The following is a 26,915-nucleotide window of genomic DNA, read 5'->3' as shown; positions in this document are numbered from 1 at the left end:
TTATGACGAGATTATACACCCAACCAGCGTTTGAACATATGCTTGGTCGTTTGTTTGTTCATTTCGGCAATGGAGGTTGTCAGTGGAATGCCTTTTGGACAGGATTGCACGCAGTTCTGTGAGTTACCACAGCCCTCAATGCCTCCATCTTCCATCAATGCTTCCAGACGATCGTCGGCGTTCATCTCCCCTGTTGGGTGAGCGTTGAACAAGCGCACTTGGGACAGTGCTGCTGGACCGATAAAGTCTGTTTTCTCATTGACGTTCGGGCATGCCTCCAGACATACACCACATGTCATACATTTGGACAGCTCATATGCCCACTGACGCTTCTTCTCAGGCATCCGTGGACCTGGACCGAGGTCATAGGTACCATCGATCGGAATCCATGCTTTTACGCGTTTCAGGGCGCTAAACATCCGGCTACGGTCGATGACCAAGTCACGAACCACCGGGAATGTCTTCATCGGTTCGATACGAACAGGCTGTTCGAGCTTGTCGATCAGGGCTGCACATGCTTGACGTGGCTTGCCGTTGATAACCATGGAGCAGGCACCACAGACTTCTTCGAGACAGTTGGAATCCCAGCACACGGGAGCAATGGATTTGCCATCTATATTGACGGGGTTCCGCTGAATCTCCATCAGGGCGCTGATCACATTCATGTTGGGACGGTACGGAAGCTCAAATTCTTCGTTGTACGAAGATGACTCCGGGCTATCCTGACGGGTGATGATAAACTTGACGGTTTTGTTGGCTGTAGCTTGTTCCGCCATATCGTTGTCCCCTCCTCTGGTGACGATGATTGTATTGCTGATGCGCAAAATATTTTGGTGCACGGGAGACGCTTCGTCAGTGGAATGACCTTCCGACCGCTGTTGCTCCCCCATTTTACGGAATGGATCTCTATTGAATAAAATGGGGTATCAAAGGCGGACGCTTCGCTTCTTCAGTTCAATTCCACTTCCTCCGCTACGTTGTGCACGCAGAGTCACTTTGCTGGAAAACTGCACTCCATTCATGCTGGATGGCAGTATTGAAGTTCTGAAGCATCGCTAAGGCGCTTCGCTTCTTCTGGGCATTTCCGCCTCCTCCGCTACGTCGTGCACGCAGGGTCACTTTGCTGGAAACTGCACTCCAATTCATTCTTGGATTGCGGTAATTTTAGATATACAAGCTTTGCCAATGCGTTGCTTGCTTATGAACAGGTATTTTGGCTTCCTCTGCTGCTTTGTGCACACAGATTACCTTTGCTGAGAACCTTCACTCCATCACGTTGATGGCAGTAACTTTGAAGAAGCTTTGCTTCTCCAAAGTTCTCCTGCCTCTCCGTTCAGGTGTCTAACTATTCATTACATGAATAGTGTGGTACTTCTTAATCCTTGGAGTAATCCCGGATACGTGGTGGGATCAGGGATACGTCTACTGGCTCGTACGAGATTTTCGGGCCTTCTTTCGACCAGCTCGCGATAGTCGTTTTCAGGAACTCTTCGTCATTACGTTCCGTGAATTCCGGTTTGTAATGCGCGCCGCGGCTTTCGTTACGCAGCAGTGCGCCCAGTGTCATTGCTTCTGCCAATTCAATCATGTTCCACAGTTGGCGAGTGAATGCTGCGCTCGGGTTATTCCAACCGGAGCTGTCGTACATGTTGATTTTGCCATAACGCTCTTTCAATTCCTTGATCTTGCCAATCGTGGCTTCAAGCTTGTCGTTGTAGCGCACAACCGTCATGTTGGCGGTCATCCACTCGCCAAGCTCTTTATGAATGACATAGGCATTTTCCGTGCCCTGCATTTTCAAGATGCCTTCGTATTTATCGCTTTGTTGTTTGGTGTGTTTCTCAAATACGGAAGATGGGATATCAGCGGATGATTTTTTAAGTCCTTTGATATATTCAGCCGCTTTTGGTCCAGCCACCATACCACCATAGATCGCAGATACCAATGAGTTTGCACCCAGACGGTTTGCACCATGGTATTGATATTCACATTCACCAGCTGCGAACAGCCCCGGAATGTTAGTCATTTGGTTGTAATCTACCCACATACCGCCCATGGAATAATGGACTGCCGGGAAGATTTTCATTGGGATTTTACGCGGGTCATCGCCCATGAACTTCTCATAGATCTCAATGATTCCGCCCAGTTTAACGTCCAGTTCCTTCGGATCTTTGTGCGACAAATCGAGATAAACCATGTTCTCGCCGTTCACACCCAGACCCATATCTACGCAGACGCTGAAGATTTCACGAGTCGCGATATCACGTGGAACCAGGTTACCGTAGGATGGATACTTTTCTTCAAGGAAGTACCAAGGTTTTCCGTCTTTGTACGTCCAGATCCGTCCACCTTCACCACGCGCGGATTCAGACATGAGACGCAGCTTGTCATCCCCTGGAATGGCTGTTGGGTGAATCTGAATGAACTCCCCGTTGGCGTAATTTACACCTTGCTGATACACCGCACTTGCCGCTGTACCTGTGTTAATTACAGAGTTGGTCGTTTTACCGAAAATGATCCCTGGACCACCGCTCGCCAGAATAACCGCTTCTGCCGGGAAGGTCTGTACCTTCATCGTTTTCAGATCCTGAGCTACGATCCCGCGACATATGCCTTCATCATCCAAAACCGCCTGCAGGAATTCCCAGTTCTCATATTTCGTAACCAGGCCCGCTGCTTCCCAGCGACGTACCTGTTCGTCTAATGCATAGAGCAATTGTTGTCCTGTTGTTGCTCCAGCAAACGCCGTACGGTGATGCTTCGTTCCCCCGAAACGACGGAAATCAAGCAAACCTTCCGGTGTCCGGTTGAACATGACGCCCATACGGTCCATCAGGTGAATGATGCCAGGTGCTGCTTCGCACATCGCTTTAACAGGAGGTTGGTTCGCGAGGAAGTCACCGCCGTATACCGTATCGTCAAAGTGTACCCATGGGGAGTCACCCTCACCCTTGGTATTCACCGCTCCGTTGATGCCGCCTTGTGCACATACAGAGTGGGATCGTTTAACAGGAACCAGTGAAAATAAATGAACATGGACTCCGGCTTCAGCCGATTTGATCGCCGCCATCAATCCCGCGAGACCGCCGCCCACAATAATTACATTCGTTGATGCCATTGCTGTTCACTCCCTTATAAGTCAGCATTTATACGCTAAATGCTTAAATTAGAACTGTTTTTACTACATCAACCATCGAAGTTACTGCTTGGAAATCCATGCTCCGGAAAGCGAACAACGAAGCAATAAACATAATGGAAATAATACCAAACAAACTCATGCACACATAAGAGGACACACGCTGCGCACGCGGACCCACGGTAATCCCCCAGCTAACAAGAAACGACCACAGACCGTTGGCAAAGTGATAGGATGCCGCAACCACACTGATCAGATATAGAATAAATGTTACCGGGTTCATCACGATCTCATGAATGACACCACCAAGTTCTTCGTGGGTGACTGTACCCAACGCAACCTGTACCCGAGTCTCCCATACATGCCAGATTACGAATACAAACGTAATGACACCACTGACCCGCTGCAACGTGTAACGCCAGTTGCGCTCATTGCCATAACGACCCACGTTAGGCTTGGCCTGATAAGCAATATACAGACCATATACACCGTGATAGAACAACGGTAACCAGATGAGGAGCGTTTCCAAAACAATAACCAGTGGCAGACTGTTCAAGAATGCAACAGCACCGTCAAAAGCCTCTTTGCCGCCTTCAACTGCCGAGAAGTTCGTCACCAAATGCTCAACAAAAAACAAACTGAGCGGAATGACGCCAAGCAAGGAGTGCAGCTTTCTGGAGTAAAACCCTTTCATAAAATGTCGATCCCCTTTCGCTAAATACAACGTTTTCATAAATGATTTCACTTATCATGACACGAATCCTTTTCCATGAAAAGGTTCGACAAATTGTTCCGTTTTCCCCAGGTGTGAACAACTTGTGTCACGATTCATGTTACTCCTTTTTTTCTTATAAGGGAATTGCAATATAATTATTAAATGTTATACCCTATAGGTATAAGCAGTGAAACATTGGGTTTACAGGCTATACAACATGGAAAACGATTAAGCAAGGGCAAGAATCACACTCATGGAAAAGAGGTCATTGTTCATGTTTGAGGAGTTAAATGCATTTGCAGCGGTCGTGGAGCAATCCAGCCTGAACCGTGCATCCAAGTTACTGAACTTGTCTCAACCCGCACTCTCACGCAAAATTGCCAAATTGGAGGATGAACTTGGGGTTTCCCTTTTTCACCGCCGTGGCAAACGGTTGGAGTTAACCAGTGTGGGCCAGTTCGCCTATACCTTCGCGGTAGAACAGAAGCAACAGCAGCAGAAGTTCCTCACCATGCTTGCCCAGTATAAAGACGAAGAACAAAGCACCATTACACTCGGAGCCAGTCTGACGACGCTTCAAACTACATTACCACCTCTCGTCAATGCCTTTATGGAGAAACATCCAAATGCCGAACTGAAACTGTTGACGGGAAAAACACATGAGATTGTCTCGTTTGTGCGTGACAAAAAAGCCGATGTGGGCATTGTCGCCTCCTCCATCAGCGAAGTGGGGCTTAACTGTGTGCCGCTTTTTGACGATCACCTGGAACTGGTTGTGCCGCTTACACACCCCTTATCCGGTAAGGAAGCCGGGATGGAGCATTTGCAGGATCTGCCGATGATCACGTTCTCCAAAGGCACCTGGTACCGCAAATTAACGGACGACCTCTTCCAGCGCTGTGCCGTGATGCCGGATATTCGCATGGAAATTGACTCCTTTGAAGCGATTATCCGACTTCTGCCTTCCGCCAAAGCTGCTGCTCTATTGCCCAAGTCATATCTTCGTCCACAATTGCTCGCGGACAATGATCTTGTTTCTGTTCATTTGCCTCAACTACAGCAGACCCGCAGAACAACCTGCATGATCTATGGGGAAAAAGAGGACCTCAGCGAGACCTCCAGACAATGGGTCAAGGAGACGGCTGCGCTCTTTACAGCAAAGGCGCCATTGCCCTCAAGGAGGACTACGACGCCTTAGCTTTGATCTGAATCAGCCAGGCTCTAACGCCTGGCCTCCCATATTTAACTCATCTTAATTATCAGCTCTCTTGGCTGATAACCTCTTCTTCAAATCGGTCGATATCAGCATTATTACCAATAATGACCATGATATCCCCCATCTGAAGCGAGTCCAGTGCTGTCGGAGCAATAATGACCCCGGCTTCTTTTTGTAACGCCACAATGCTGCAACCAAAGCGTACACGTGCATTCAGGGTCGAAAGGGTTTTGTTGTGCAGACAGGCGGGAACCTTCATCTCAACAATACTGTAATCATTGGATAATTCAATGTAATCCAGCAAATTCGGGGTAACCAGCTGATGGGCAACCCGAATGCCCATATCCCGCTCAGGATAAACGACACGATCAATCCCCAGTTTATCCAGTGCGCGTCCGTGAAGGACGGATATGGCCTTGGCCACGACCGTCTTGACGCCCAGCTCTTTTAACAGAATCGCGGTGAGAATGCTCGTCTGAATATCATCCCCGATGGCTACGATACCACAATCAAAATTGCGAATACCCAGAGAGCGCAACACTTCCTCATCTGTGGCATCAGCTACAACGGCATGGGTGACCAATTCACTCATGTCTTCGACGACTTCTTCATTTTTATCGATCCCGAGCACCTCGTAGCCGAGTTCCATTAATTCCTGTGCCAGACTGGAGCCAAACCGCCCAAGCCCAATCACCGCAAACTGCTGTGTTTTCATTGTTCTTCACGAACCCCTTATCCAAATCATTTTCATAACTCACTAAAAATTGATTTATCCAATAATCATTTTGCCTTCCGGATACCTGTATAACTCTTTACCCTTTTTCTGCCCAAGTGCATACGCTAATGTGATCGGTCCAAGCCTTCCTGCAAACATCGTAAAACAGATCAGGAGCTTGCCCAATGTAGTCAACTTCAGCGTTAGTCCAAGCGATAATCCCACGGTACCAAAGGCTGATGTCGTTTCAAATAAGATCATCATAAAACTGGCGTCTTCTGTGGTACTCAGTGCCATCGTTACAGCTATGATGAACAAGAGCGCCAGCAATGTAATAGTAAGCGCCTTGAAAATCCGTTCCTGTACGAGCCGGTAGCGGAAAAATACGATATCTTCACGTCCACGCATCATGGCGATGACCGCGCCAGCCATAATCATAAATGTCGTTGTTTTGATCCCGCCTCCCGTAGAACCTGGCGAAGCACCAATGAACATCAGAATGATCATAAAGAACTGTGTTGCCTGTCTCAGCCCGGCAATATCTACCGTATTGGCTCCTGCCGTTCGCGGCGTAACGGACTGGAAGAATGAACCGAGAATTTTGCCACCCCAGTTCAGGCCACCCAGTGTCCGCGGATTGCTAAATTCAAATACGAAAATGACAAGTGCACCAAACACAATCAACAATCCAGTCATTAACAGTACAACTTTGGAGTGCAAAGACAGCTTCCGCGTTTTGCGGTAATCCACCAGGTCTGACAACACCACAAAACCGATACCGCCAGAGACAATCAGGAACATCGCTGTAAAATTAACCAATGGGTCATACACATAACCGGTCAGACTGCGGAAATCGCCAAACATATCAAAGCCCGCATTGTTGAACATGGAGATCGCATGCCAATAGCCATAATAAATCGCCTGTCCGACTGGCATGTCGAACGACCAGCGGATGGCAAACAGTGTGCCACATATGCCTTCGATAATGAGTGAGTAGATCACAACTTTACGAATCAGCCGGACGATTCCCTCCATCGTGCTCTGGTTCATCGCTTCCTGTAGAATCAACCGCTCTCTAAGCGAAATCCGCCGTTTGAACGCAATGGCAACCAATGTGGACATTGTCATGAAGCCCAGTCCGCCAATCTGAATCAGAATTGCAATTACAACCTGACCCAGCACCGAGAAATGAGTCCCTGTATCAACGACAACCAAACCAGTGACACAAACAGCCGAAGTTGCTGTAAAGAGCGCATCAATAAATGCAAGACTGTCTCCGTTACGGCTGGATGCCGGAAGCATTAATAGCAGTGTGCCTACCAATATGATGCCAGCAAACCCTAACACAAGAATACGGGGTGGCGATAATCGCATCCATTGAACATTCAGTTTCACTTGAGTATCTTCCACCTCTTCTAAAATGAAAATAACTCCACACCCGTGGAGCCTTCTTCATTTGAAATGCTGTTGCCAAACGTTAAACAAGTATGATTCAGATTAAAACGACATATATAATGAAGTTGGAATATATTCTATTCGTTCCCTTGTTGGGCGAAAGACATGCGAATCATTGCACATTTGCTTCAAAATTATAAGCGCTGCGACGTTTGTAGACAAAACGTTTTTTGTGTAAATAGCATCGAATTCAGCCAAAAAGGGAAGAACTCAGATATAGCGACGGATAGATCAGATTCTTTCGGTGCTTTTCATTCATTTTCAAGGATTTACACCTGTTTTCGTTACATCATTGGCATTCGGTGCTTGGCCTGTGCTATGTTAACTTTAATATCCATATTAGTGCGTGTTCAAAAAGGGCGGTTTTCAGTACCAAGAAGATGGGATGAAGCTAGAAACTTTTTGAACTACCTCTATCAATAAAGGAGGAACACCATTACATGAATCCCTTAGGGCAGCCTTTGCAACTCAAGGCTAACTTCAAGCGGCTGGGGTTGCTTGCGGCGATTGGCCTGATTCTATTTTTTGTATTTCAGATCTTTCCAGCTACCTCATCACAAACGACAGAAATTTCGTCCACGTCCTTCATAACCAAGGAGCAGGCGACACAATCCGCACGATCATTCGCAGCTTCTGTGAATGACTATTCACTGCCAAATGATGATGCAAAAACCCTGGTAACCTACCAGACACATTCCGATATCTACGGGTATATGGCCAAAACCAAACAACTTGATACCTATAACCAGAAATGGGAAACAAGCTATCCTTACGATGTATTCCGCGTTCGTTTGCCTGATCAACACAAAGGCGGTTATCTTAATGTTGACGTACATATGAAAACAGGAAAAGTGGTCGGCTTCAAACGGGAACTGCCTTCCTCCCTCTATACCGCCATTGAGGCGGAGCAGGTTAGTGGACGAGTGACCACATCGCAAGTACTTGCTGAAGGCAATATATCTCTGGACGAGAAACAACAGCTCGCGGCTGGCGTTCTCACCGAATTCGGTTATGAAGTACCGGCACTTCAACTGGAGACTCGAGATGGTGAAGCGGGACTGAAGTATGTGGATTCTGAAAAAGCCATTGGAGACTCCAAGCTTGAACTGAACTTTACGTTTGAAGAGGGGGCGGTACGATCCTTCGATCCTGGCTTCTCGGTCCCGGAATCCCATACCGACTATGTGAAAGATCAAACACGTCAGGCCAATTGGATGACCTATGGCGGCTATGCATTCCTGACCTTTGTACTGGGCGTGCTGGCAATCATCTATAGCATTCTGACCCGAGCACATACGTCTTTCAAACGCGGGATTATTCTCTCGCTGGTGTATTTCGCAGCTTCGGTAATTGGTACACTGAACATGATTCCACTCTTTCAGGCACAAGGGCTCTCCAATTTCATGTTAGCATTCCTGATGTTAATGCAGGCAGGTATTACACTGGTCATGAGTGCAACCATCTATCTGTCCCTCGTTGCCGGTGACGGCATGTGGCGTAAAATAGGTCTGAACCCATGGCCTCGTGCCAAAGAACCCGGATATGGAAAATATGTACTTCACAGTATGTATGCTGGTTACCTGTGGGCATTCATTCTACTGGGTGTGCAATCCATCCTGTTCTTCATTCTGGAGCGAAGCATCGGCACATGGTCAACAACGTCAGCAGATCAATCTACATTTAATATGACCTATGCCTGGCTCTTCCCGATCATGGCCTGGATGGCCGGTATTGGTGAAGAAACTGTTTATCGACTGTTCGGCATTCGCATGATGCAAAAGATTGTGCGTAACACGTTTATTGCCTGTCTGATCCCAACCATCATTTGGGCACTTGGACACACTTTGTATCCGATCTATCCAGTAATCACCCGTCCCATTGAGCTGATGGTGATTGGATTGCTGTTCAGTCTGATCATGCTGCGTCACGGCTTTATTGCCGTTGTATTCGCACATGTGATCTTCGACAGCTTGCTGATGGGACTCAGCTTGGTCTTTATGGGCGATGCCCTGAATATGGCTGCTGGACTCTTCTGGATTGTACTCCCGGCCATCGTTGGATATGTGGTCTACAAATTCAATCCAAAACAAAAAGAGAAGCCGTATATTACGACTCCTCATCACGAAGTGCTGCAATAATCTGATTTGCCAGTTTGTCACCAATAGATAGAGGCCGGAAGTCTTCGACGCTGGCCTCTTTTATTTTGCGCAAAGAGCCAAAATGCTTCAACAGCAGCTTACGCCGCTTCTCTCCAATACCCGGAATGGCATCCAAACGTGATGTCACCATCGATTTGCCACGCTGTTCCCGGTGGAACGAGATCGCAAAACGGTGGACCTCTTCCTGTATCCGCTGCAACAGGTAGAATTCCTGACTATCCCGAGGCAGGGAGATGACTTCCGGTGGATTACCGATCATCAACTGTGAAGTCTTATGCTTCGCATCCTTCACCAGACCACATACCGGAATAAACAGCCCCAGCTCATTTTCCAAAATATCGACCGCAGCCGAGATCTGTCCTTTACCACCATCGACCACAATCAGGTCAGGCTGGGTCAGGTTTTCTTTTAATACCCGCTCGTAACGGCGACGGATGACTTCTCGCATGGTTTCATAATCATCGGGTCCTTCAACCGAACGGACCTTGTACTTCCGATATTCCTTCTTATCCGGTTTACCATCCGTAAATACAATCATGGCAGATACCGGGTTCGTACCCTGGATGTTCGAGTTATCAAACGCTTCAATACGGTGAAGCTGATCCAGTCCAATAAAACGTCCCAGTCCTTCAGCAGCTTTGGATGTCCGTTCTTCATTTCGCTCAATCAGGCGGAACTTCTCTTCCAGTGCTACACGTGCATTATCCACAGCCATGGTGATCATCTGGCGTTTCAATCCACGTTGCGGGATGAGCACTTTGATCTCCAACCACTCCTGTAAAGCAGCAGCAACCTGAGTTGGGTCTTCCAGTCCAGCTGGAAGCTTTTCAGTTGAATCAGTTGTATCCATTATTGGAGCATCCTCTTGCATACTGTCAGGTTGTTCACCTTCTGCCTCAGTGGAACCTCCGTAAGCTGCACGAGTCTCAGCAACCAGTGGCTGGGAAGCGTTACTATGCTCCACTTGTCCCGTCTGCTCAAACTCAACCGTAACTGCGGCAGGTACCGATCCATCAGCATCAGAACCCGTATCCAAATTGTCGTTATCCGTTGCAAGATCCTTGGGCATTTCCGGCAACAAAATCTCTTGTGGCAATGCCGGATTATCACTGTAGTACTGTGTTACGTAAGACATGAAATCACTGTACGCCTCACCGTAAAACGGGAAGGTTGATACATGACGTTCAATCATTTTACCCTGACGCATATATAGAATCTGGACACACATCCAGCCTTTATCAATGGCAAAACCAAATACATCACGGTCTCTGGCATCGGCCATCGTAATTTTCTGTTTTTCCATCATCGCATCGATGGCGATTACCTGGTCGCGCAGTTCCTTGGCACGTTCAAAATAAAGATCCTCCGCAGCCTCTTGCATCTTACGCTGCAAATCCTTTTTGATCTCTTCGTGACCACCGCTCAGAAATGAACCAATCTCTTGGGAAATCTGGTCGTACTGCTCCTTCTCCACTTCCTTCACACAAGGGGCAAGACACTGTCCCATGTGATAGTACAGGCACACTTCTTTGGGCATTACACCACATTTGCGCAGTGGATACATGCGGTCGAGCAGTTTTTTTGTTTGATGTGCCGCATATGAGTTCGGATAAGGTCCGAAATATTTGGCTTTATCTTTCAGCACACGCCGGGTTACTTCCAACCGGGGGTGCTTTTCATTGGTAATTTTAAGATACGGGAATGTCTTGTCATCTTTGAGCAACACGTTATAACGCGGCATATGTTTCTTGATCAAGTTACATTCCAGAATGAGTGCTTCCATGTTACTGCCCGTCACGATATATTCGAAATCACGGATTTCGGACACCAGACGCTGGGTCTTTCCGTTATGACTGCCGATAAAATAAGAGCGTACGCGGTTCTTCAGCACTTTGGCCTTACCTACATAGATAATCGTACCTTCACTGTTCTTCATCAGGTAACATCCAGACATGTCTGGCAGCAAAGCGAGCTTGTGGCGAATCTGCTCCAATGCCTTTTCCTGATCCTGCAAATCATTCATGAATTGATCCATAATTCGGTGAATCCTCCTTCCCGAAAAAACTGAAATCCTCACCTTACATGAGTGACTCCGATGACAGAATGATCTTTCGATCGCTGTTATCCCCAGATTTTTTCGATTCCCTTTTTTAAAAGGGAAAATCCGGTGATAAAGGCGAACGCTTCGCTTCTACAGTTCATTTCTGTCTTCTTCGTTAAACATGTAAATTTCCAGTTTCATTTTATAAAAAATATATACTTTATATTGTCCTATATAAAGGTATTCGACGCAAAACGCCCCCGGCATGTAAACCGGAGGCGTATGTGTAAGCCTGTAAATTATTGGTGTTTTGCGATAATTCCTTTGAGCGCATCTTTCGAGTTCAGACCAACCACTTTATCTACCGGTTGACCGTCTTTGAAGAAGATCAAAGTTGGAATGCTCATTACGCCAAAGCGGGAAGCAGATTCCGGATTTTCATCCACGTTAACTTTAGCAATTTTCACTGCATCGCCAACTTCTGTGGACAGCTCTTCCAGGATTGGAGCGAGCATTTTACAAGGACCACACCAAGGCGCCCAGAAATCAACAAGAACCGTTCCTTCGCCTTCTACTTCAGCGTTGAAGGATTGATCGGATACGTTAACAATAGCCATGAAATTGTCCTCCTTATATATACTTACGGTTTATTTTAACCTGTAACGTCGTGAACGACACTTCCAGTATAACACAGGTACGTCAAACTTGTGAATTGAACGCTGCAATGTTCATCTTCCCAACATCAAATCTTCACAATTACAGGATGTGGCATACCAACTTCAAAATCTTTACAAACGCTTTCTTTTCCAAGTATACTAAAATTACTCCGGGTTTCAGCCCCCATACGGGCAAGCTGTATTCCCCATAAGGAGGCAATAACATGGATGCAAATGTGCGGATCAGCGACCCGCGTGAACATGTGAACGAGGAACCCCGCAACGATCTGTTTGATCTGATCGTGGGTGTTGCCGGCATGGCCGGCCTGATGACAGTGATCTTTTTCGGTATGGTTATCTTCAAATTCATCACCGAATAGGATACTCACAGGTCTCACGCAGGACCAGAAAAGCCCGGTTTTCGCGACAATGCGAAAGCCAGGCTTTTTTTGGGACTACTTATTGCTTAAAAAGTATAATTTGTAGATCAGACCCATAAACTAACCGATTAACGTTTGCCGCGCTGATTCTCACCCCGAACGGAGATGACATCCACGAATGGACGAATCCGGTCCATGAGACGCTGGCCTTTATTTGATTCCTCGCCGTCCCGATTGGTGAAGCTCAGATGTTTTTCAAGCCCATCCAGATTGTAATTGGACGTATAGAAGGTTGGTTTGCGATTCATCCGATAGTTCAGAATGGACCCCATCACATGATCCCGAACCCAAGGGTTCAGATTCTCTGCCCCGATATCATCAAAGATGAGCAGATCACAACTTTTCAAAATATCCGTCATTTCCTTCAGCTTCTGCCCTTCACTGATCATGGATTTCAGATCCTCCACAAAGTCAGGCATATAGATAATGACACCCGTGTGGCCTGCAACCGCCAGTTCATGCAGCAGATAACACATCAGGAACGTCTTGCCTGTCCCGAAAGTTCCTTCCAGAAACAGTCCTTGCGGAGATAATCCATTCTCCTTGGTCTCCCTAATATAACGAAGCACCTGATTCACTGCTGGAGCACGCATCCGATCCTTGCCCATGATCTCCACGTCGTTGTATCCGGCACTGAGCGCACGCTCGTCCACATAGAAACTGCGAATACGTTGCTTAATAATATGTTCATTTTGCCGGGCGATATGTTTGGAACAAGGCGCTTTTATATCTATGATTTCGGGTTTACCGTTAAAATGTTCTACTTCCAGTTTGCAAAAGTGGCCCTGAAAATCGTTAGGACAGTTGTCGAGTCCCGGACAATTCGCACAGTTCTTAGAGTCTTTGGCGTACTGAAACAGCTTGCTCAGATCGGTCATGAGCTGTGCATCTTGCAGTTCAGGATGACCTGCGCGGAATTCGCGTACGTACGGGTTTTCCATCAAATCCGCCGCAATCCGCCGCGATTGCTCACGAAAGGCAGGGTTCAGCTGCTGAAGCAGTCCTCCCAAGGATTCCATGGCTTCAAGCCCCCTTAATGTTTCAATATAGAATGAACAATGAAGTGTACCTGCGACCATCTTGATGGCATAGGTACTTTCGATCATTAGCAATTCTACTGTTCATTCTATAGAAAAACAACCAATAACTCAACAGATACATCTGGTAAATAGCGTAACCCTTCCGCCACCGTACGTAATGTCTAGTGTATAGTACACTTCCAGTCCTGTACCTTTTAGCGTGTGTTCAAAAGTCTGTTTTTCAACTCTTTAAACAACTTTTATCAGCGGCGCAAGCCGACAGTAACGATCTCGCATGAACTTGTCTGTATGTTCCATTCCTTGCTGGCAAATGATAATGTCGACGCCTCTTCTATGTTGTGGGCATGAAGCATCTCGCCCTCTTCCTCCAGGATGTTGCTCTTGTATGCCGTTTCGAATGGCTGTGGATTCGCCTGTGATGCAGCAAGCTTCAACGTGGCAGAGTCAGTGGTCATATTGAACCAGCGAAGCATGACATCGCCGGAATCCTCATTTACCTTGAGGGAGGAAAACGCCAAGCCGTCCCCTTGCCATGCAAACGGTGTGTTACTAGGTGTCAGATAACCCGGGTGTACTTCAGTCTGTGCCAAAGTCCACGGAACCTGGAACTGATACGCCTCGATATATGCACCTGACGCTGCACCATTTCCATCATGCGGAATGATCTCGATTTTAAACGTATGTTCACCAAGGCATTGTGCTTCAGGTGTCGGGAACAAGCCCCAGTCTCCAAGTTCGCCCACAGCACGAAGCAGCGTTACGGCGATGGTATTGCGGCCATCCTGAAGGACTTCATATTCATTCAGGCCCAGATTGGCAACGACCAATCCTGCGTTTTGTTCACTTACATCTACAAAACTCTGTTGATGCTGTGTATTGCTTGGATTTTGCCACTCCGGTGCAGGCGTGTTATCACGTGTTGCAATTTCGAACATGGAATCCACATGATGAACAGCAGATACAAGATCCGTTGGGAAAAGAGCACGCACCCGATGATCCTTCGCCTGATTGTTGAAGGTTGTTTCCATTTGTACTCCTTTTCCATTACGACTGAGGGATACAACCGTGCGAATCTGGAGCGGAATCATTTTAGTTGAACGCTGGGCTTTGCGATGTGGATAATAAATCAGTTCTCGCTGTTCCTGATCCAGCATCTCATCCGCAGACTCCGGTATCTCCCATTGATGAATCACTTCGAACGAGGCAGAGTATGATGTATCCTCAAGGATTCGAATCTCGGCCTGAAGCGCTTGTGTTGTCAATGCTACTTCATCCTCTGGTTGCTTGAACATGTATTCATTACCGATATCGCCCACATTTTCGTACACGCCAAGGTCCTTGTAAGTCCGGCCTGTTCGTTTGTCTGTGAGTGTGAATGAACCGTTGTCTGCAATCGTGACGATCAAATGTTGATTTTCCATTCCACGTTCACCACGCAACAGCGTAGTCGTTTTCGACGGAGTACCACGCTTAGCACCATCCGCAAAGTTGATCAATGCATAGGTTTTCAGGCCAAATGCAGCTACATTCTCTGTTTCAAAACGAATACGAACGCGCCGACAGCTATACGGCTGACGGAAGCGATCATCTGGCAGATCATAGCCAAATTGCAGACCCAGATCCTCCACCGTACATGGAATGTGGTTACCATCTTCATCTACAAGTATGCGATCTGACAGTTCAACGGCTTTCATCTGTGCCGCCATCTCTTCCAATGTATATCCATCCCGGAAATACAACCGAGCCGCGTCCAGTTCCATCTGAACTACACCGCTTCGTTCCCAACCCGTTGTATTAAACACCACAACAGGCCGAGCCCCCTCACCGTAACGCTCAAATATGGAGGTATCCACGGCTGTAGCAATCTGGCTGGTGCTCTCTTCAATTAAAGCCTCTGCTACATGACGGCTCTTATCAAACCGTGTCACCATCTCGCGGTGCACCTCATCCACACTGCATCCACAGATGCTGTCATGCGGGTGATTCTGCATCAGCGTTTTCCAGGCATACGTCAGTTGATCATGTGGATAGGCATGTCCAAGCAGATAGGCGTAGGATGCCAGGGGTTCAGCCACTTTTTCCAGCATGGTCTGGCCCAGCTGGTTCATCTGTTTCAGATACACACGAGCCGAGGCGGTGTTCACCAGGGTTCCCCAGCCATCGGTACGTTGGCTGCGCAGTTCGCCTTTGACCGTGGAAAGTTCATGTTCAGACGATGCTCTCAAAGCTTCCAGATAATCCGGAAAATTGGAGTGAATGAACTCGATATCGGGATGTAATTGTTCAGCCATGCGAATCGCTTCTGGCAGGTCTCGCTGAATCGGCTGGTGATCACATCCATTCATGTACAACAACTCATTCGTTGATGCATATTTCTCCGCATCTGCCAGCTTGGTTTCCCAGAACTTGCGGGCCGATTCCTCGTCTACTGGAACTTCATTCCCGTTGGAGTACCAGTTGGCAAACAATACGCCGAGCACTTTTGATCCGTCTGGTCCTTCCCACATCAGCTCCGAGAAGCTTGATTCATATCCGGCATCCGAGACCGTATTATTAAATCCCGTAGGCTTCACACCACGTCCAAAAAACACATTATCTATGCCCGATTGCTGCATCAGCTGCGGAGTCTGTCCGACCAATCCAAATGTATCGGGAAAGTAACCAATTTTCGAAGGGGTGCCGTAACGTTTGGCGTCCTTATGTCCAACCTGCATGTTGCGCACATTGGCTTCTCCGCTCGTCAGAAACGCATCCTGCAAAATGTACCATGGTCCAATCACAATCCGCCCATTGCGGATATGTTTCTCCAGTCGTTCCTTCTGCTCCGGTCGAACCTGAAGATAGTCATCGATGATGATCGTTTGTCCATCCAAATAAAAGCTTTTATAGTCTGATCCCTCATCAAGCTGATCCAACAGTGAATCGACGAGCTGAATAAGACGCATATGATGCTTCTCATACGGCAAGTACCATTCCCGATCCCAGTGGGTATGCGAAATAATATGTGCTCTCTTTTTCTTGGTCATTGTGTGATCCCACCTCTTTCCTCTTGTTGTACAATCTCAACCTCATCAGGGCGATACACCGCAGTCAGCTTTCCGGAAACATCTGTGGCAAACAGCACCGAACAATTTTTCTCCAATTGGAACGAGTACGATACACTTGTACGTTGATCTCTCACATGAACTTCATGGTTCAAGGAAAATTCCGATACAAATACATACAGATTCCCTTTTGGAAAACTCAGCTTCCGGCCGTAGATCCCTGCGATATCTCCGCCAGATATCCATTCCAACTCCTGTTCGATGCCCGAAATTTCGGTTGCATAACGATATAATTCAGCAAGTGGCTCATCCCGTCCGTTCAACTCAAGCGGCAGTGGGGTCCAGATTAATTTCCCTTTGCCCAAAGGCAGAACGTGTACTTCATCTGGTGTAACATTATCCCTGTGAAGCAAAGTCTCCTTCGCCACCTCGGCGATACGACGCCGTCCATAGGTCACCCGGTGATTCACGCCATTAATACTCAGCAGTTCTTCTCGCTGCACGTTACCCAGACTGCGTTTGCCTACGATATGATCTGCCCGGTCAGTTGCCTTCCAGTATGCATCCAGCCCCAGTGGTCCAGTGATGAGCAAACTAGTACCTTCCTTCTCCGCAAACGTGAGCAATTGTTGAAGTGCGTCGCTGTCCATATTGTGCGGACTCGGCACGATAATCAGTTTCGGTGGCAGCTGCTCCAGCGCTTCCAGATGATACTCGGATAACGCACGGAACGGCAGTTTCAGATCATAGGACATCACTCGAGTAAGCTTTGTTGTGGCATCATAGGCTAGGGCACGGTTGGAGAAGTCATTGGAGTATGGGAACACCACTGCAATATCCTCCAGCTCACGGTCTTCAAAGAGATCACGAATGCCATGCATGAATCGGCCAAAATCATAAGAAACATCCGCCTCCGGTTTCTCCGTACCATCTGCACGCAGGGCTCCGATATGAGATTCATTGGCGTTATCCATATAAAAGTTGGTGTTCCAGATCCATTGCACCGCTCCAGCGCCGCCTGTCGAGAAAGCATAGGCATACTTGCGTTCGAGAATGCCACGAAGCTCTTCTTCGGTACGTTTGGCTCGTCCATCCGGGGTTTCCACATACATGATGCCCGTCTCCTGAATGAGATTGGGCTTATGAGGCGTTTTGGCGAAAATACCGTCCCAGATCAGATCATCGTTCAACCACCAGGAATGCACCGTTGTGTAGTCCACTTCACGTTCATAGAAGAAAGGTGAAGGACGCTGCGCACCAAGGGCTTCATCCTGCCCCACGGTGACCAGATGATCCGGTACCAGATCCTTGATCGTACCTACAAGCTCTCTTGCCCAAACATTGTGCATTTCCATGGAGAAAAGACAGTAATCGAGCCAGCGTGTTCCTTTTTTGGCCTTGTGCATGTCCTGTACATCAAAGTTAATCTCTTCTGCCTCCGGGATCACCGCGGCTGCAAAATTGGGGAGCTGCTTCGGTGACATGTTCCATGCCTCCTGCAACGCTTCAATCGTCTGATGCCGCTGCTCAAGCCAAGCGATATAAGCCTGCTGTTCATACAAATCCCTCGCCGAGCGTGGGCCAGCTGAGAAAATTCGCACCGGATCGAACATCGATGGCTCATTAATCAGATCCCAGTCCACATGTGTTGTATGCGTGTGACGACTGACGATGCTGCGGATAAAACGTTTCTGAGCCTCGACACTCTGCGGGTCCAAATATGGATTCGTGCCTTCCCATGTCTCCGGTGTAAAGGAGAAAAAGGTGAATGTGACCTGCAAGCCGTGGCGTTTCGCCGTTAAAATAAAGGCATCAATGGCACGAAGCACATCTTCTGCCATATGTCCGTCCACCTGCATCATGTTGCGATAGGCGGTCCAGATTCCCGTGCGAATCCAGTTGATGCCGGCTTTTGCCATCTGAGCCATGTCTCGATCCCAGACATCCGCATTGGGCAGAAATAAAAATTTCCGTGCCACATCCGAGGTCATGTAGGTCATACCCACAACAGGAAGAGGACGTCCGTCTTTTACAAAATAGTCCCTGCTGCGGGTAATCACTTCCCCTTCTGCCAGCAATGCTGCATCCTGTCCCCAGAAGCCTTGACGCAAGGTTCGAACTTCTCCATCAGGTGCCTGCGCTTGGCATACGATCCGATACAGCCCACTTTCAATGGAAACCGGGAGAAGTATACGTTCGAAACGCTGCTCACCGGAAAGTTCCATCTCCAGTTGATGGCTCCATACCGTTTCCGTCGTGCCACTTGTGCGATCCTCATGCTCGACCGTTATGTCGAATGTCCACAGCTCAGACGTTGTACGCCTGCTGCCTGCACGCTGTAAAATCTGGCCTTGAAGTGTAAGTACAGCCCGTTCATCTGGCTCATACGAAGCATAATTTGTTTTCAGGGATAACTCCGTTACACCTTGCGCACAGAATTGCGCCCACTTCACAATCTCGTCAGCGCCATCCTGCGTCCAGAATGAGGTGGTCAGCGGCAGATGCACAAACATCCAGCGTGAACCAACAAAAGTCCCGCGGGAGTTTTCCCACAGAACGACCGGAGCGGCGATGCTGCGTCCATCCTTGCTCATGCCACGAAGTAATGGATAAATCTGCGTACTCATGGGACCGGATGAACCCATCTGGTGGGGCAGATCACTTGTTTTGGTTGTATGTGGAACCAGGTTCCATGTATCTGCCTTCTCGAACAGTCCCTCTTTCCCAGTGAGAAGCGGGATCTGTTCAGATGACGTGTACGATTGCACATTGGCAGCAGATACGTTCAACGCCTCATGAATATAGAGTTCCTGATGATACGCGGTCTGCTCGGACTCTACAACCCATGCCCCATTCTCATATCGAACTGGACGTTTAAAGGGTGCGCCCCCCACACTGATCAAGCTTCCGCCCTGATGCAAGTAAGCTGCAATCTCCGTCCAGGCGGATTTTGGGAAATAAGGTGCATGCAGATTCACTAGACATCCTTCACCAGCCGTGGCCTTCAAAATCTCTGCAAGTTCATCGGCGTTTACAACGGTGATCTCTTCTACTGCTTTCCATGTATTCAGAGCCTCATGAGTTGGAGAAGCACCTTCCATTGGAAACGCAGAATCAGCGAAGATAATCAGCTTTTTATCATTAGGTTGGATACTCATAACAGGCCATCCTTCATGGATTTATAGACCAACTGGGAGAACAGGCTGTTGGACCATGCAAACCATTTTCTTGTAAAAATCGTTGGATCATCGGCGTGGAAGCCTTCATGCATATAACCTGTATCTGCATCTGTCGCTTCGAGCATGCGAATAATCTCCAGTTTCTCCTCGGCAGACTGCGCAGTCAGACCTTGCATGGACAATCCCATATGCCAGATGTAATCTGGTGGTGTGTGCGGGCTACCGATCCCTTTGGCAACCTTGCCCTCATAATAGAACGGGTTCTCTTTGCTCAGAGCGAAGCGGCGCGTATTCTGGTAGATCGGATCATCCGCTGTGACGTAACCCAGATATGGAATGGACATGAGTCCCGGTGTACCCGCATCGTCCATGAGACAGTGGTTGCCATAACCGTCCGTCTCGTATGCATAGATCGGTCCAAATTCCGGATGACGATAAATCCCGTACAGCTGAATACCGTGATCCACGTCCTGCTCCAGATCCTTCAATTCCTGCAAAAGTTCCATATCACGGAACACCCACTCGGCAAACTCCTGCATTTGGCGCAGAGCTACAACCGCGAACATGTTGCCAGGGATATTGTAGTGGAAATCACACGCATCATCACTGGAACGGAAGCCGGACCAGATCATACCCGTGTAGTTGACTGGCATACCTTTTCCGTGATTGCGCAGGGAATCTGTTGGAATACCGTTATTGCGTGTGAAGCGATATGGAGATTGTTCCATGTGATGCTGTTCGACTTTGAACAGGTCCACGATTTTACGCATCGCTGCTTTGAAGCTTGAATCAAAAATGTCGGTCAGCTCGGTTTCCTTCCAATATAAATAGGCCAGGCGTACAACAAAACATAATGAGTCAATCTCAAATTTGCGTTCCCACACCCAAGGTGACATCTCGGTTTCGTCCGTGGTGTTCCAGTGCCAGTCGTTGGCCGTCTCATTGAAGGCATTGGCATATGGATCGATGTGAACATATTGGATATGACGTTTGATCAGCCCGCCAATAATGCGTTGCAGGTCCTCGTCTTCTTTTGCAAACGGAATGTAATGTACCACCTGCTCCACGGAATCACGCAGCCAGGAAGCCGGAATATCTCCCGTGATGACAAAAGTCGTACCGTCCTCCATCAACTTGGTTGTTGTTTCGATGGTGTTGGGGAAACAGTTTTTGAATAATTGAAGCAGTTTTGGTCGGTGAGCCAGTTTCTGTTCTGCTTCTTCGAGTACAACCTGAATGGATTGTGGCAAAGCAACAGGTGGCATGGGTATTTTGGGTAATCTGAACTGTTCCATGGATGAGTGCAACTCCTTAAACAAATTGAATGGTATAGCTATAAAAGATCAAGCTGAGAACATTCACACTAGACCACTACGATGACAGAATAACCTTCCGATCGCTGTTATCCCCAGATTTTTTTGTTTCCCTTTTCTAAAGGGTAAAATCTGGGGATAGCGTATGCTTCCGATGTAGCTTTCTTTCAGAAAGCTTTGAGGCGAACGCTTCGCTTCTTCGAATTCTTTCTGTCCTCTCCGTTATCGTGTAAATGTTTAGTTGAACATGTATAGCTCAAAAATATCTCAAAAAAGTTTACCGCAGTAGCACGGTTTGTATTTGGTAAGGTTTAAAAGATAGTGTAATCTGGCCATGGGTATGGGCCAGTGGTTGGATCGGTTCTTCCAGTGCGTTGGAGTGGTACGCTTGCTCAAAGGCATGTGGCCATTGCAATGTGATGGTTTCGCGTTTGCCTGATGATTCATAGAAACGCAGCACGGTGCCTTGTCCATTCTCTGCCATTTTGACTGTATCCAGAATGACATGATTACTATTAAAGTTAATCCAGGAGCCTGTTGCTGGACGTACAGGTGCCGCATTTGCAGTTGCATCTGTGGTTGAACCGACTTCAGTAACTCCGCTCTGCTGTACTGTCACCTCATGATTCAGCTCAGCCGCCTGACGTACAATATGTGCGTTTCTCCAGTCTCCGTCGTGTGGATACAGGGAATAGGTGAATTCATGTTCTCCCAGATCGGCGGTGCGATCAGGCCATTTTGGTGCTCGCAGCAAGGACAAACGAATGGTGCTTCCTTGCACGTCGTACCCATATTTGCAATCATTGAGCAGGCTCACGCCGTATCCATATTCGGATACATCCGCGAAGCGATGTCCACAGACTTCATACTGGGCTTGCTCCCAGCTTGTGTTGCGATGTGTTGGACGTTCCAGTGCGCCAAATGGAATCTCGAATGTGGCCTTGGAAGTCACCACATCAATCGGGAAACCAACTTTCAGAAGTTTGTGATTCTCGTTCCAGTTCACCTGTGTCTGGAAATCAATTCGCCGTGAGTCATGATAAAAGACGATATCTTGTGTAATCACCGATTGATGAAGCTTCCAGTGGAAACGCAGGATATCCTTCGTTGTACCCGCCAGCACCAGCTTTTTCTCCAACAGTTCCACTTCGCCAGCAATCTGTTCTTCATAACGACTGTCGATATCCCATGCATCCCAGAGCGTTGGACGATCGTGGAAGAATTGAAGTTGATTGCCCCGTTCACCCGGCTTCAACATCTCACGCTCTGCGGTTTTATCCCACAGGCGGATGATCTCCCCACGTTTGTTGAATTGCACATGATAAAAGGCCGTATCCCATGTATCATTAAAGGTTGGTTGTGTGGCAAGGTTCTTCATTTCCCGTACATTCGTTTCCCTTGTATTTTCCGGTACCAGCCAAATCGTTTTATATCCAAACGCCGGAATGTCTGTCACGAGAATAGACATACTGCCATCTTCCCGATCCATCCGCAGGCGCTGACCTTTTTCATCGATGCCGTAGCGATCCAAGCCATCCTGCACAGCCAATTGAACGACTGCACTTCGTTTCCAGCCCAAGCTGTTGAATACAACATAGGCTACTGAACCTTCTGGCCCCTCTGTGTTGATACCCGTTGTTAATGCTGAAACGCCTTGATCCAGTCCGGTTCTGCCCAATTCAAAAACCTGTACATATTCCTCATTCGAAGTCACGTAGGATTCCGTAATCGCCGATCCCGGTATAATATCGTGGAATTGATTCAGCAAAATTAATTTCCAGCCGTCATGCAGTGCTGAACGCACTTGAACTTCGGTATTCGCCTCCATATCTGGCAGAGCGAGTGTATTCCACAGCTCAGCTTCTCGATATAGAACCTCCGCTTTCCGGTTGTTGCGCTTATTGCGCGCATGTGTCGTGTAGGTTCCCCGGTGTAACTCCAGATACAGATCGCCATGCCACTTCGGAAGTACAGGTTGCTCCTTTTCAATTCCGGCAAAGAAAGCTCCAGCTGTGCTATAACGACTCGCAGGCTGACCTACCATCAGGTCTGCGCGATCCACATACTCCAGCATCTCGCGTGTTACCCCACCGCCGCCATCTCCGTGTCCGTATAGAAGCATATGCTCCGGATGAGCCGCTTTCTCACGGTAGGACTGCCAGTGATCATGAATGTCCTTCGGCAGTGTGTGCTCGTTGACACCATGATTTAGGTAGGACAGGATCGGTGTACCGTCAATGCCCACCCAGTGGAAGAGATCGTATGGGAACACATTTGTGTCATTCCATCCGAGCTTTGTTGTCATGAAATACTCCACATTGCCATGCTTCAAAATCTGCGGCAGGGAGGCACAGTACCCGAATGTATCCGGCAACCACTCAATCTGTGACGTCTTGCCAAACTCCTCCATATAGAACCGCTGACCATACAACATCTGGCGTATCAGGGACTCCCCACTCGGGATGTTCAGATCCGGCTCAACCCACATGCCGCCAACCAGTTCCCAGCGGCCTTCTACAATCCGCTGCTTCACCCGCGCGTACAGCTCGGGATCATGCTCCTTCAGAAACGCATATAATAAGGGCTGACTCTGGGAATAGACATAGTCGGGATATTCATTCATAAGTGCATCCACGGTGGAGAAGGTACGGCTCGTTTTGCGAACCGTCTCACGTACAGGCCACAGCCAGGCAATATCAATATGGGATTGTCCCACCATATGCTCCAGACCTTCTGCGTTGCCGCCAATCTCACGCACATGATGCTTCAGATTATTCTCAATCTGACGAATACCCCCTCCCTGCTCAATCTCTTCTGCTGACATGCCTACAAATTGATCCATCGCACGATACACCAGTTCTAACAGGCGAACCCGCCGAAAGTCACTTTCCGGTAGCAACACAGCCGAATCACGCACAATAATGACGGTATACATCAGACTGCGAACCGCTTCATTGGGTCTCACCAGCAGGCTCGTAATTGATGTGATCGGCGGCTGAATAACCGCCTGTTGATTCAACGGGTCTACAGGTTCAGGTACCGGGTCAAACACCTCAATCTCAAGTTCCGGAGCGTTTCCGACTTTGGATGGATCAAGCGTGACGTAGGTATGATTGCGGTCAAGGCCCTGATAAGAGTGCCCATTTACCCGAAGCAAGCCTTCTCCGCCTGTTTCAAATACAAGCCCATAAGGTGCTTGCTGCCATGTAGCAGGGATCTCCAGACGTGTTCTAAAAAAATAAGTCGTTCCCTGTTTGCTCGGAAAACGATCAAAATCTTGGCCTTCCGGGTACTCACCCTGATCCTCATACTGTCCTGGCACATTATAATAAGCGCGGGTAATGCCCCAGCTGCGCAGCTGCAATTGCTCCAGCCACTGATGTTCGGACAACTCGCGAATAAATCGTCTGATACGTTCCAAAATCTTACGCCTCCCTTACGGTCAGTTCGGCCATTTGCGTATCGTTTACGCTGCTGCCGATATGAATATGGAATTTTCCCGGTTCAACAACAGGCTTCAAGTCACGACCAATATACTGTAACTGTTCGGCTCCGATTTGGAATTCCACGGTCTGTGTCTCTCCAGGCTCCAGGTTCACTTTTGCAAACCCCTTCAGTTCCTTGGCTGGACGAGTCAGTGAGCTGACCACGTCAGCAATGTACATCTGTACAACTTCTGCACCTGCATAACGGCCGGTGTTGGTCACATTCACAGATATCTTAACTGAATCACCGGCTGTGATGGACACATCACTCAACTGAGGTTCACTGTACTCAAACGCGGTATAGCTTAGTCCGTATCCAAATGCATATCGTGGCTCCAAATCCTCTTCGAGGTAACGCTTGCCTCGGGAACGTTTGCCGTTATAATAGATCGGTAACTGACCGACATGCTTCGGAATGGAGATCGTCAATTTACCCGATGGATTCACATCACCGAATAAAATATCTGCAATGGCATGCCCGCCCTCTTGACCCGGATACCACGCCTCCAGAATTGCATGTGCATGTTCATCCACCCAAGGTTCAGTGATGGGACGACCGTTAATGTAAACAACGACAAGTTTCTTGCCGAGCTTGTGAATCTCCTGAATGAGCTCCAGCTGTACTCCGGCAAGACCCAACGTCATCCTGTCGATCCCTTCGCCACACTCCATATCATTCCAGGAGTTATCGGACACATTGGAAGCACCCGTCTTCAGATCAATCGTTCCTTCTCCAAAGTCACGTGCACTGGAACCGCCAACCACCATAATGACCGTATCCGCTTGGCTGGCTATTTCGATTGCACGCTCAAATCCTTCTTTTGAATCCCCTTTAATCCGGCAGCCTGGTGCATATAGAACCTGATCTGTGCTGCTGTCACCAGTCAAAGGACCAACAGAACTCTTCTCCGTTCGCCCATCCACATGACTAGCCAGCTTACTGCGAATCCCATCAAGTACCGTCGCCACTTTCGACTTCGGTTGCGGAGATGTGTAATCACCCAGTTGATTGTAGGCCTGATCCGCATTGGGACCAATGACGGCAATCCGACCCACATTTGCTATCGATAGAGGTAGCGTTTCAGCCTCATTTTTGAGAAGTACAACGCCTTCCGCAGCCAACTGTCGTGCCAGCTGAACATGCGCTTCACTGCCAATGACTTCTGCTGCACGATCGGCATCCACGTAAGGCTGTTCGAATAAGCCCAGTCTGAACTTCAACGCCAGCACGCGAGAGACAGCCTGATCCAGAACCTGCACATCAAGCTTGCCTTCTGTTAACGCCTGCACCAGATATTGCCCAAACATCTCACCGGACATCTCCATATCGATGCCTGCTTCAATCGCCTGTACGGAAGCTTCCATTCCATCTGCTGCGACATCATGCCCACTTGCCAGCATGTTGATCGCACCACAATCCGTAATGACCAGACCGTCAAAGCCCCAATCTTTACGCAAAACATCTTCCAACAATTCCGTATTTACCGTACAAGGTGTGCCATCAATTTCGTTATACGCCGGCATGATCGACGCCGCGCCAGCTTCCACCGCTTTGCGGAATGGATACAGATCCACTTCCAGCAGTTCACGCCAGCCCATATGTACAGGCCCTGCATTACGTCCACCTTCGGAGCTGCCGTAACCAACAAAATGTTTCAGCGTTGCCGCCACTGTATCTCCACGGTCCAGACTTTCACCCTGAAGCCCTTCCACGGAAGCAACTGCCAGTTCTCCAATGAGAAACGGATCTTCACCGAAACATTCCTCGGTACGTCCCCAGCGCGGATCACGCACAACATCCAGTACCGGAGAATAGGTGACCGCACCACCTTGGGCACGTGTCTCCCTTGCTACTGCCTTGCACATCTCCCGATACAGATCCACATTCCAGGTGCTCCCCAGTAAAAGGGGGACAGGATAGACCGTTCCGTCAATGGCCATATGACCATGCGAGCACTCTTCCCCAATCAGGATGGGAATCCCCAGTCTGGAATGCTCTACCGCATAACGTTGAATCAGATTAACCGCCTCAGCGCCTTCTCTGGCGGATAGTCCATTTTCCAGCGTAACGCCAGTCCACGGATCTGCCCGAAGCGCACCGTAAAGGGAGCCGATGCCCCCATTTTCCACTTGCTGCTTAAAGGATTCATTTAACGTAATGTTCCCTTGATCATTCGTATAGGTCTGCCAGCCAAATGGCTGAGTAAGTTGGCCTACCTTTTCTTCCGTAGTCATCAGGCTAAGCAGGTGTTGTACCCGTTCCTCTACGGATTTGCTTTGGTCCTTGTAAGTCATCAATCTGCATCTCTCCAATCCTATAA

17 protein-coding genes are annotated in these 26,915 nt (G+C 48.3%); 3 read left to right on the top strand and 14 right to left on the bottom strand.

Annotated elements, in window-relative coordinates; genetic code table 11:
- Window positions 1-11: 11 nt before the first annotated feature.
- The 4 genes from sdhB to MHI14_RS05600 all read right to left on the bottom strand — a co-directional run bounded on the left by sdhB (window position 12) and on the right by MHI14_RS05600 (window position 3,830).
- A complete protein-coding gene (gene sdhB, locus MHI14_RS05615; RefSeq protein WP_341129992.1) occupies window positions 12-776 on the bottom strand; it encodes a succinate dehydrogenase iron-sulfur subunit in 765 nt (254 codons plus the stop codon).
- Window positions 777-972: 196 nt separating this feature from the next.
- Complete coding sequence (locus tag MHI14_RS05610; RefSeq protein WP_341129991.1) at window positions 973-1,146, bottom strand: hypothetical protein; 174 nt, start codon at window positions 1,144-1,146, stop codon at window positions 973-975.
- 229 nt (window positions 1,147-1,375) lie between these two features.
- Complete coding sequence (gene sdhA / locus MHI14_RS05605; RefSeq protein WP_341129990.1) at window positions 1,376-3,118, bottom strand: succinate dehydrogenase flavoprotein subunit; 1,743 nt, start codon at window positions 3,116-3,118, stop codon at window positions 1,376-1,378.
- A gap of 43 nt (window positions 3,119-3,161) precedes the next feature.
- Window positions 3,162-3,830 (bottom strand): succinate dehydrogenase cytochrome b558 subunit, encoded by a 669-nt coding sequence (locus tag MHI14_RS05600; protein ID WP_091037822.1) that lies wholly within the window; start codon window positions 3,828-3,830, stop codon window positions 3,162-3,164.
- 295 nt (window positions 3,831-4,125) lie between these two features.
- On the opposite strand from MHI14_RS05600, the gene MHI14_RS05595 reads away from it, so the two are divergent.
- The gene (locus MHI14_RS05595) at window positions 4,126-5,049 is read left to right on the top strand and encodes a LysR family transcriptional regulator (RefSeq protein ID WP_341129989.1); all 924 of its coding nucleotides are present in this window, start codon (window positions 4,126-4,128) and stop codon (window positions 5,047-5,049) included.
- Window positions 5,050-5,110: 61 nt separating this feature from the next.
- Here MHI14_RS05595 and MHI14_RS05590 read toward each other — a convergent pair whose 3' ends face one another.
- Both MHI14_RS05590 and MHI14_RS05585 read right to left on the bottom strand, forming a co-directional pair.
- On the bottom strand, window positions 5,111-5,782 hold the full coding sequence (locus MHI14_RS05590; protein WP_091020848.1) for a potassium channel family protein: 672 nt from the start codon (window positions 5,780-5,782) through the stop codon (window positions 5,111-5,113).
- A gap of 54 nt (window positions 5,783-5,836) precedes the next feature.
- On the bottom strand, window positions 5,837-7,156 hold the full coding sequence (locus MHI14_RS05585; RefSeq protein WP_371129102.1) for a TrkH family potassium uptake protein: 1,320 nt from the start codon (window positions 7,154-7,156) through the stop codon (window positions 5,837-5,839).
- A 521-nt stretch (window positions 7,157-7,677) separates the two neighbouring features.
- Here MHI14_RS05585 and MHI14_RS05580 point away from each other — a divergent pair.
- Window positions 7,678-9,375, top strand: a complete 1,698-nt coding sequence (locus MHI14_RS05580) for a CPBP family intramembrane glutamic endopeptidase (protein ID WP_339310687.1) — start codon at window positions 7,678-7,680, stop codon at window positions 9,373-9,375.
- Here the strand turns inward: MHI14_RS05580 and uvrC are convergent.
- Complete coding sequence (uvrC, locus tag MHI14_RS05575; protein ID WP_091037830.1) at window positions 9,344-11,431, bottom strand: excinuclease ABC subunit UvrC; 2,088 nt, start codon at window positions 11,429-11,431, stop codon at window positions 9,344-9,346. The two genes, MHI14_RS05580 and uvrC, sit on opposite strands and share 32 nt — an antisense overlap.
- Before the next feature lie 305 nt (window positions 11,432-11,736).
- Window positions 11,737-12,054, bottom strand: coding sequence for a thioredoxin (gene trxA, locus MHI14_RS05570; protein WP_017692451.1), 318 nt, complete (start codon window positions 12,052-12,054; stop codon window positions 11,737-11,739).
- A gap of 263 nt (window positions 12,055-12,317) precedes the next feature.
- Between trxA and MHI14_RS05565 the strand changes: the two genes are divergently transcribed.
- On the top strand, window positions 12,318-12,473 hold the full coding sequence (locus MHI14_RS05565) for a YqzM family protein (RefSeq protein ID WP_091037832.1): 156 nt from the start codon (window positions 12,318-12,320) through the stop codon (window positions 12,471-12,473).
- Window positions 12,474-12,601: 128 nt separating this feature from the next.
- On the opposite strand, the gene dnaI is transcribed toward MHI14_RS05565, so the two are convergent.
- The 6 genes from dnaI to MHI14_RS05535 form a co-directional block, all read right to left on the bottom strand.
- Window positions 12,602-13,552 carry a primosomal protein DnaI gene (dnaI, locus tag MHI14_RS05560; protein ID WP_091037835.1) on the bottom strand — a complete coding sequence of 317 codons (951 nt, stop codon included), beginning with the start codon at window positions 13,550-13,552 and terminating at the stop codon, window positions 12,602-12,604.
- Between the two features lie 263 nt (window positions 13,553-13,815).
- A complete protein-coding gene (locus MHI14_RS05555) occupies window positions 13,816-16,599 on the bottom strand; it encodes an alpha-mannosidase (protein WP_341129988.1) in 2,784 nt (927 codons plus the stop codon).
- A complete protein-coding gene (locus MHI14_RS05550; RefSeq protein ID WP_341129987.1) occupies window positions 16,596-19,775 on the bottom strand; it encodes a beta-galactosidase in 3,180 nt (1,059 codons plus the stop codon). Before MHI14_RS05550 ends, MHI14_RS05555 begins: the two co-directional genes overlap by 4 nt.
- Complete coding sequence (locus MHI14_RS05545) at window positions 19,772-21,091, bottom strand: glycoside hydrolase family 125 protein (RefSeq protein WP_341129986.1); 1,320 nt, start codon at window positions 21,089-21,091, stop codon at window positions 19,772-19,774. The genes MHI14_RS05550 and MHI14_RS05545 overlap by 4 nt, the downstream gene beginning before the upstream one ends.
- Window positions 21,092-21,386: 295 nt before the next feature.
- Window positions 21,387-24,530, bottom strand: a complete 3,144-nt coding sequence (locus MHI14_RS05540; protein WP_341129985.1) for an alpha-mannosidase — start codon at window positions 24,528-24,530, stop codon at window positions 21,387-21,389.
- 4 nt (window positions 24,531-24,534) lie between these two features.
- Complete coding sequence (locus tag MHI14_RS05535) at window positions 24,535-26,889, bottom strand: glycoside hydrolase family 3 N-terminal domain-containing protein (RefSeq protein ID WP_341129984.1); 2,355 nt, start codon at window positions 26,887-26,889, stop codon at window positions 24,535-24,537.
- Window positions 26,890-26,915: the final 26 nt, after the last annotated feature.

The sequence above is a fragment of the Paenibacillus sp. FSL K6-2393 genome, from assembly GCF_038002545.1.
Taxonomy (GTDB): domain Bacteria; phylum Bacillota; class Bacilli; order Paenibacillales; family Paenibacillaceae; genus Paenibacillus.
This window is presented reverse-complemented; position numbering and strand designations above follow the sequence as displayed.

Bases quoted from the DNA above. Each gene is read 5' to 3' on its own strand.
- sdhB (WP_341129992.1), bottom strand. From the start codon at position 776: ATGGCGGAACAAGCTACAGCCAACAAAACCGTCAAGTTTATCATCACC.
- MHI14_RS05610 (WP_341129991.1), bottom strand. From the start codon at position 1,146: ATGAATTGGAGTGCAGTTTCCAGCAAAGTGACCCTGCGTGCACGACGT.
- sdhA (WP_341129990.1), bottom strand. From the start codon at position 3,118: ATGGCATCAACGAATGTAATTATTGTGGGCGGCGGTCTCGCGGGATTG.
- MHI14_RS05600 (WP_091037822.1), bottom strand. From the start codon at position 3,830: ATGAAAGGGTTTTACTCCAGAAAGCTGCACTCCTTGCTTGGCGTCATT.
- MHI14_RS05595 (WP_341129989.1), top strand. From the start codon at position 4,126: ATGTTTGAGGAGTTAAATGCATTTGCAGCGGTCGTGGAGCAATCCAGC.
- MHI14_RS05590 (WP_091020848.1), bottom strand. From the start codon at position 5,782: ATGAAAACACAGCAGTTTGCGGTGATTGGGCTTGGGCGGTTTGGCTCC.
- MHI14_RS05585 (WP_371129102.1), bottom strand. From the start codon at position 7,156: ATGCGATTATCGCCACCCCGTATTCTTGTGTTAGGGTTTGCTGGCATC.
- MHI14_RS05580 (WP_339310687.1), top strand. From the start codon at position 7,678: ATGAATCCCTTAGGGCAGCCTTTGCAACTCAAGGCTAACTTCAAGCGG.
- uvrC (WP_091037830.1), bottom strand. From the start codon at position 11,431: ATGGATCAATTCATGAATGATTTGCAGGATCAGGAAAAGGCATTGGAG.
- trxA (WP_017692451.1), bottom strand. From the start codon at position 12,054: ATGGCTATTGTTAACGTATCCGATCAATCCTTCAACGCTGAAGTAGAA.
- MHI14_RS05565 (WP_091037832.1), top strand. From the start codon at position 12,318: ATGGATGCAAATGTGCGGATCAGCGACCCGCGTGAACATGTGAACGAG.
- dnaI (WP_091037835.1), bottom strand. From the start codon at position 13,552: ATGGAATCCTTGGGAGGACTGCTTCAGCAGCTGAACCCTGCCTTTCGT.
- MHI14_RS05555 (WP_341129988.1), bottom strand. From the start codon at position 16,599: ATGACCAAGAAAAAGAGAGCACATATTATTTCGCATACCCACTGGGAT.
- MHI14_RS05550 (WP_341129987.1), bottom strand. From the start codon at position 19,775: ATGAGTATCCAACCTAATGATAAAAAGCTGATTATCTTCGCTGATTCT.
- MHI14_RS05545 (WP_341129986.1), bottom strand. From the start codon at position 21,091: ATGGAACAGTTCAGATTACCCAAAATACCCATGCCACCTGTTGCTTTG.
- MHI14_RS05535 (WP_341129984.1), bottom strand. From the start codon at position 26,889: ATGACTTACAAGGACCAAAGCAAATCCGTAGAGGAACGGGTACAACAC.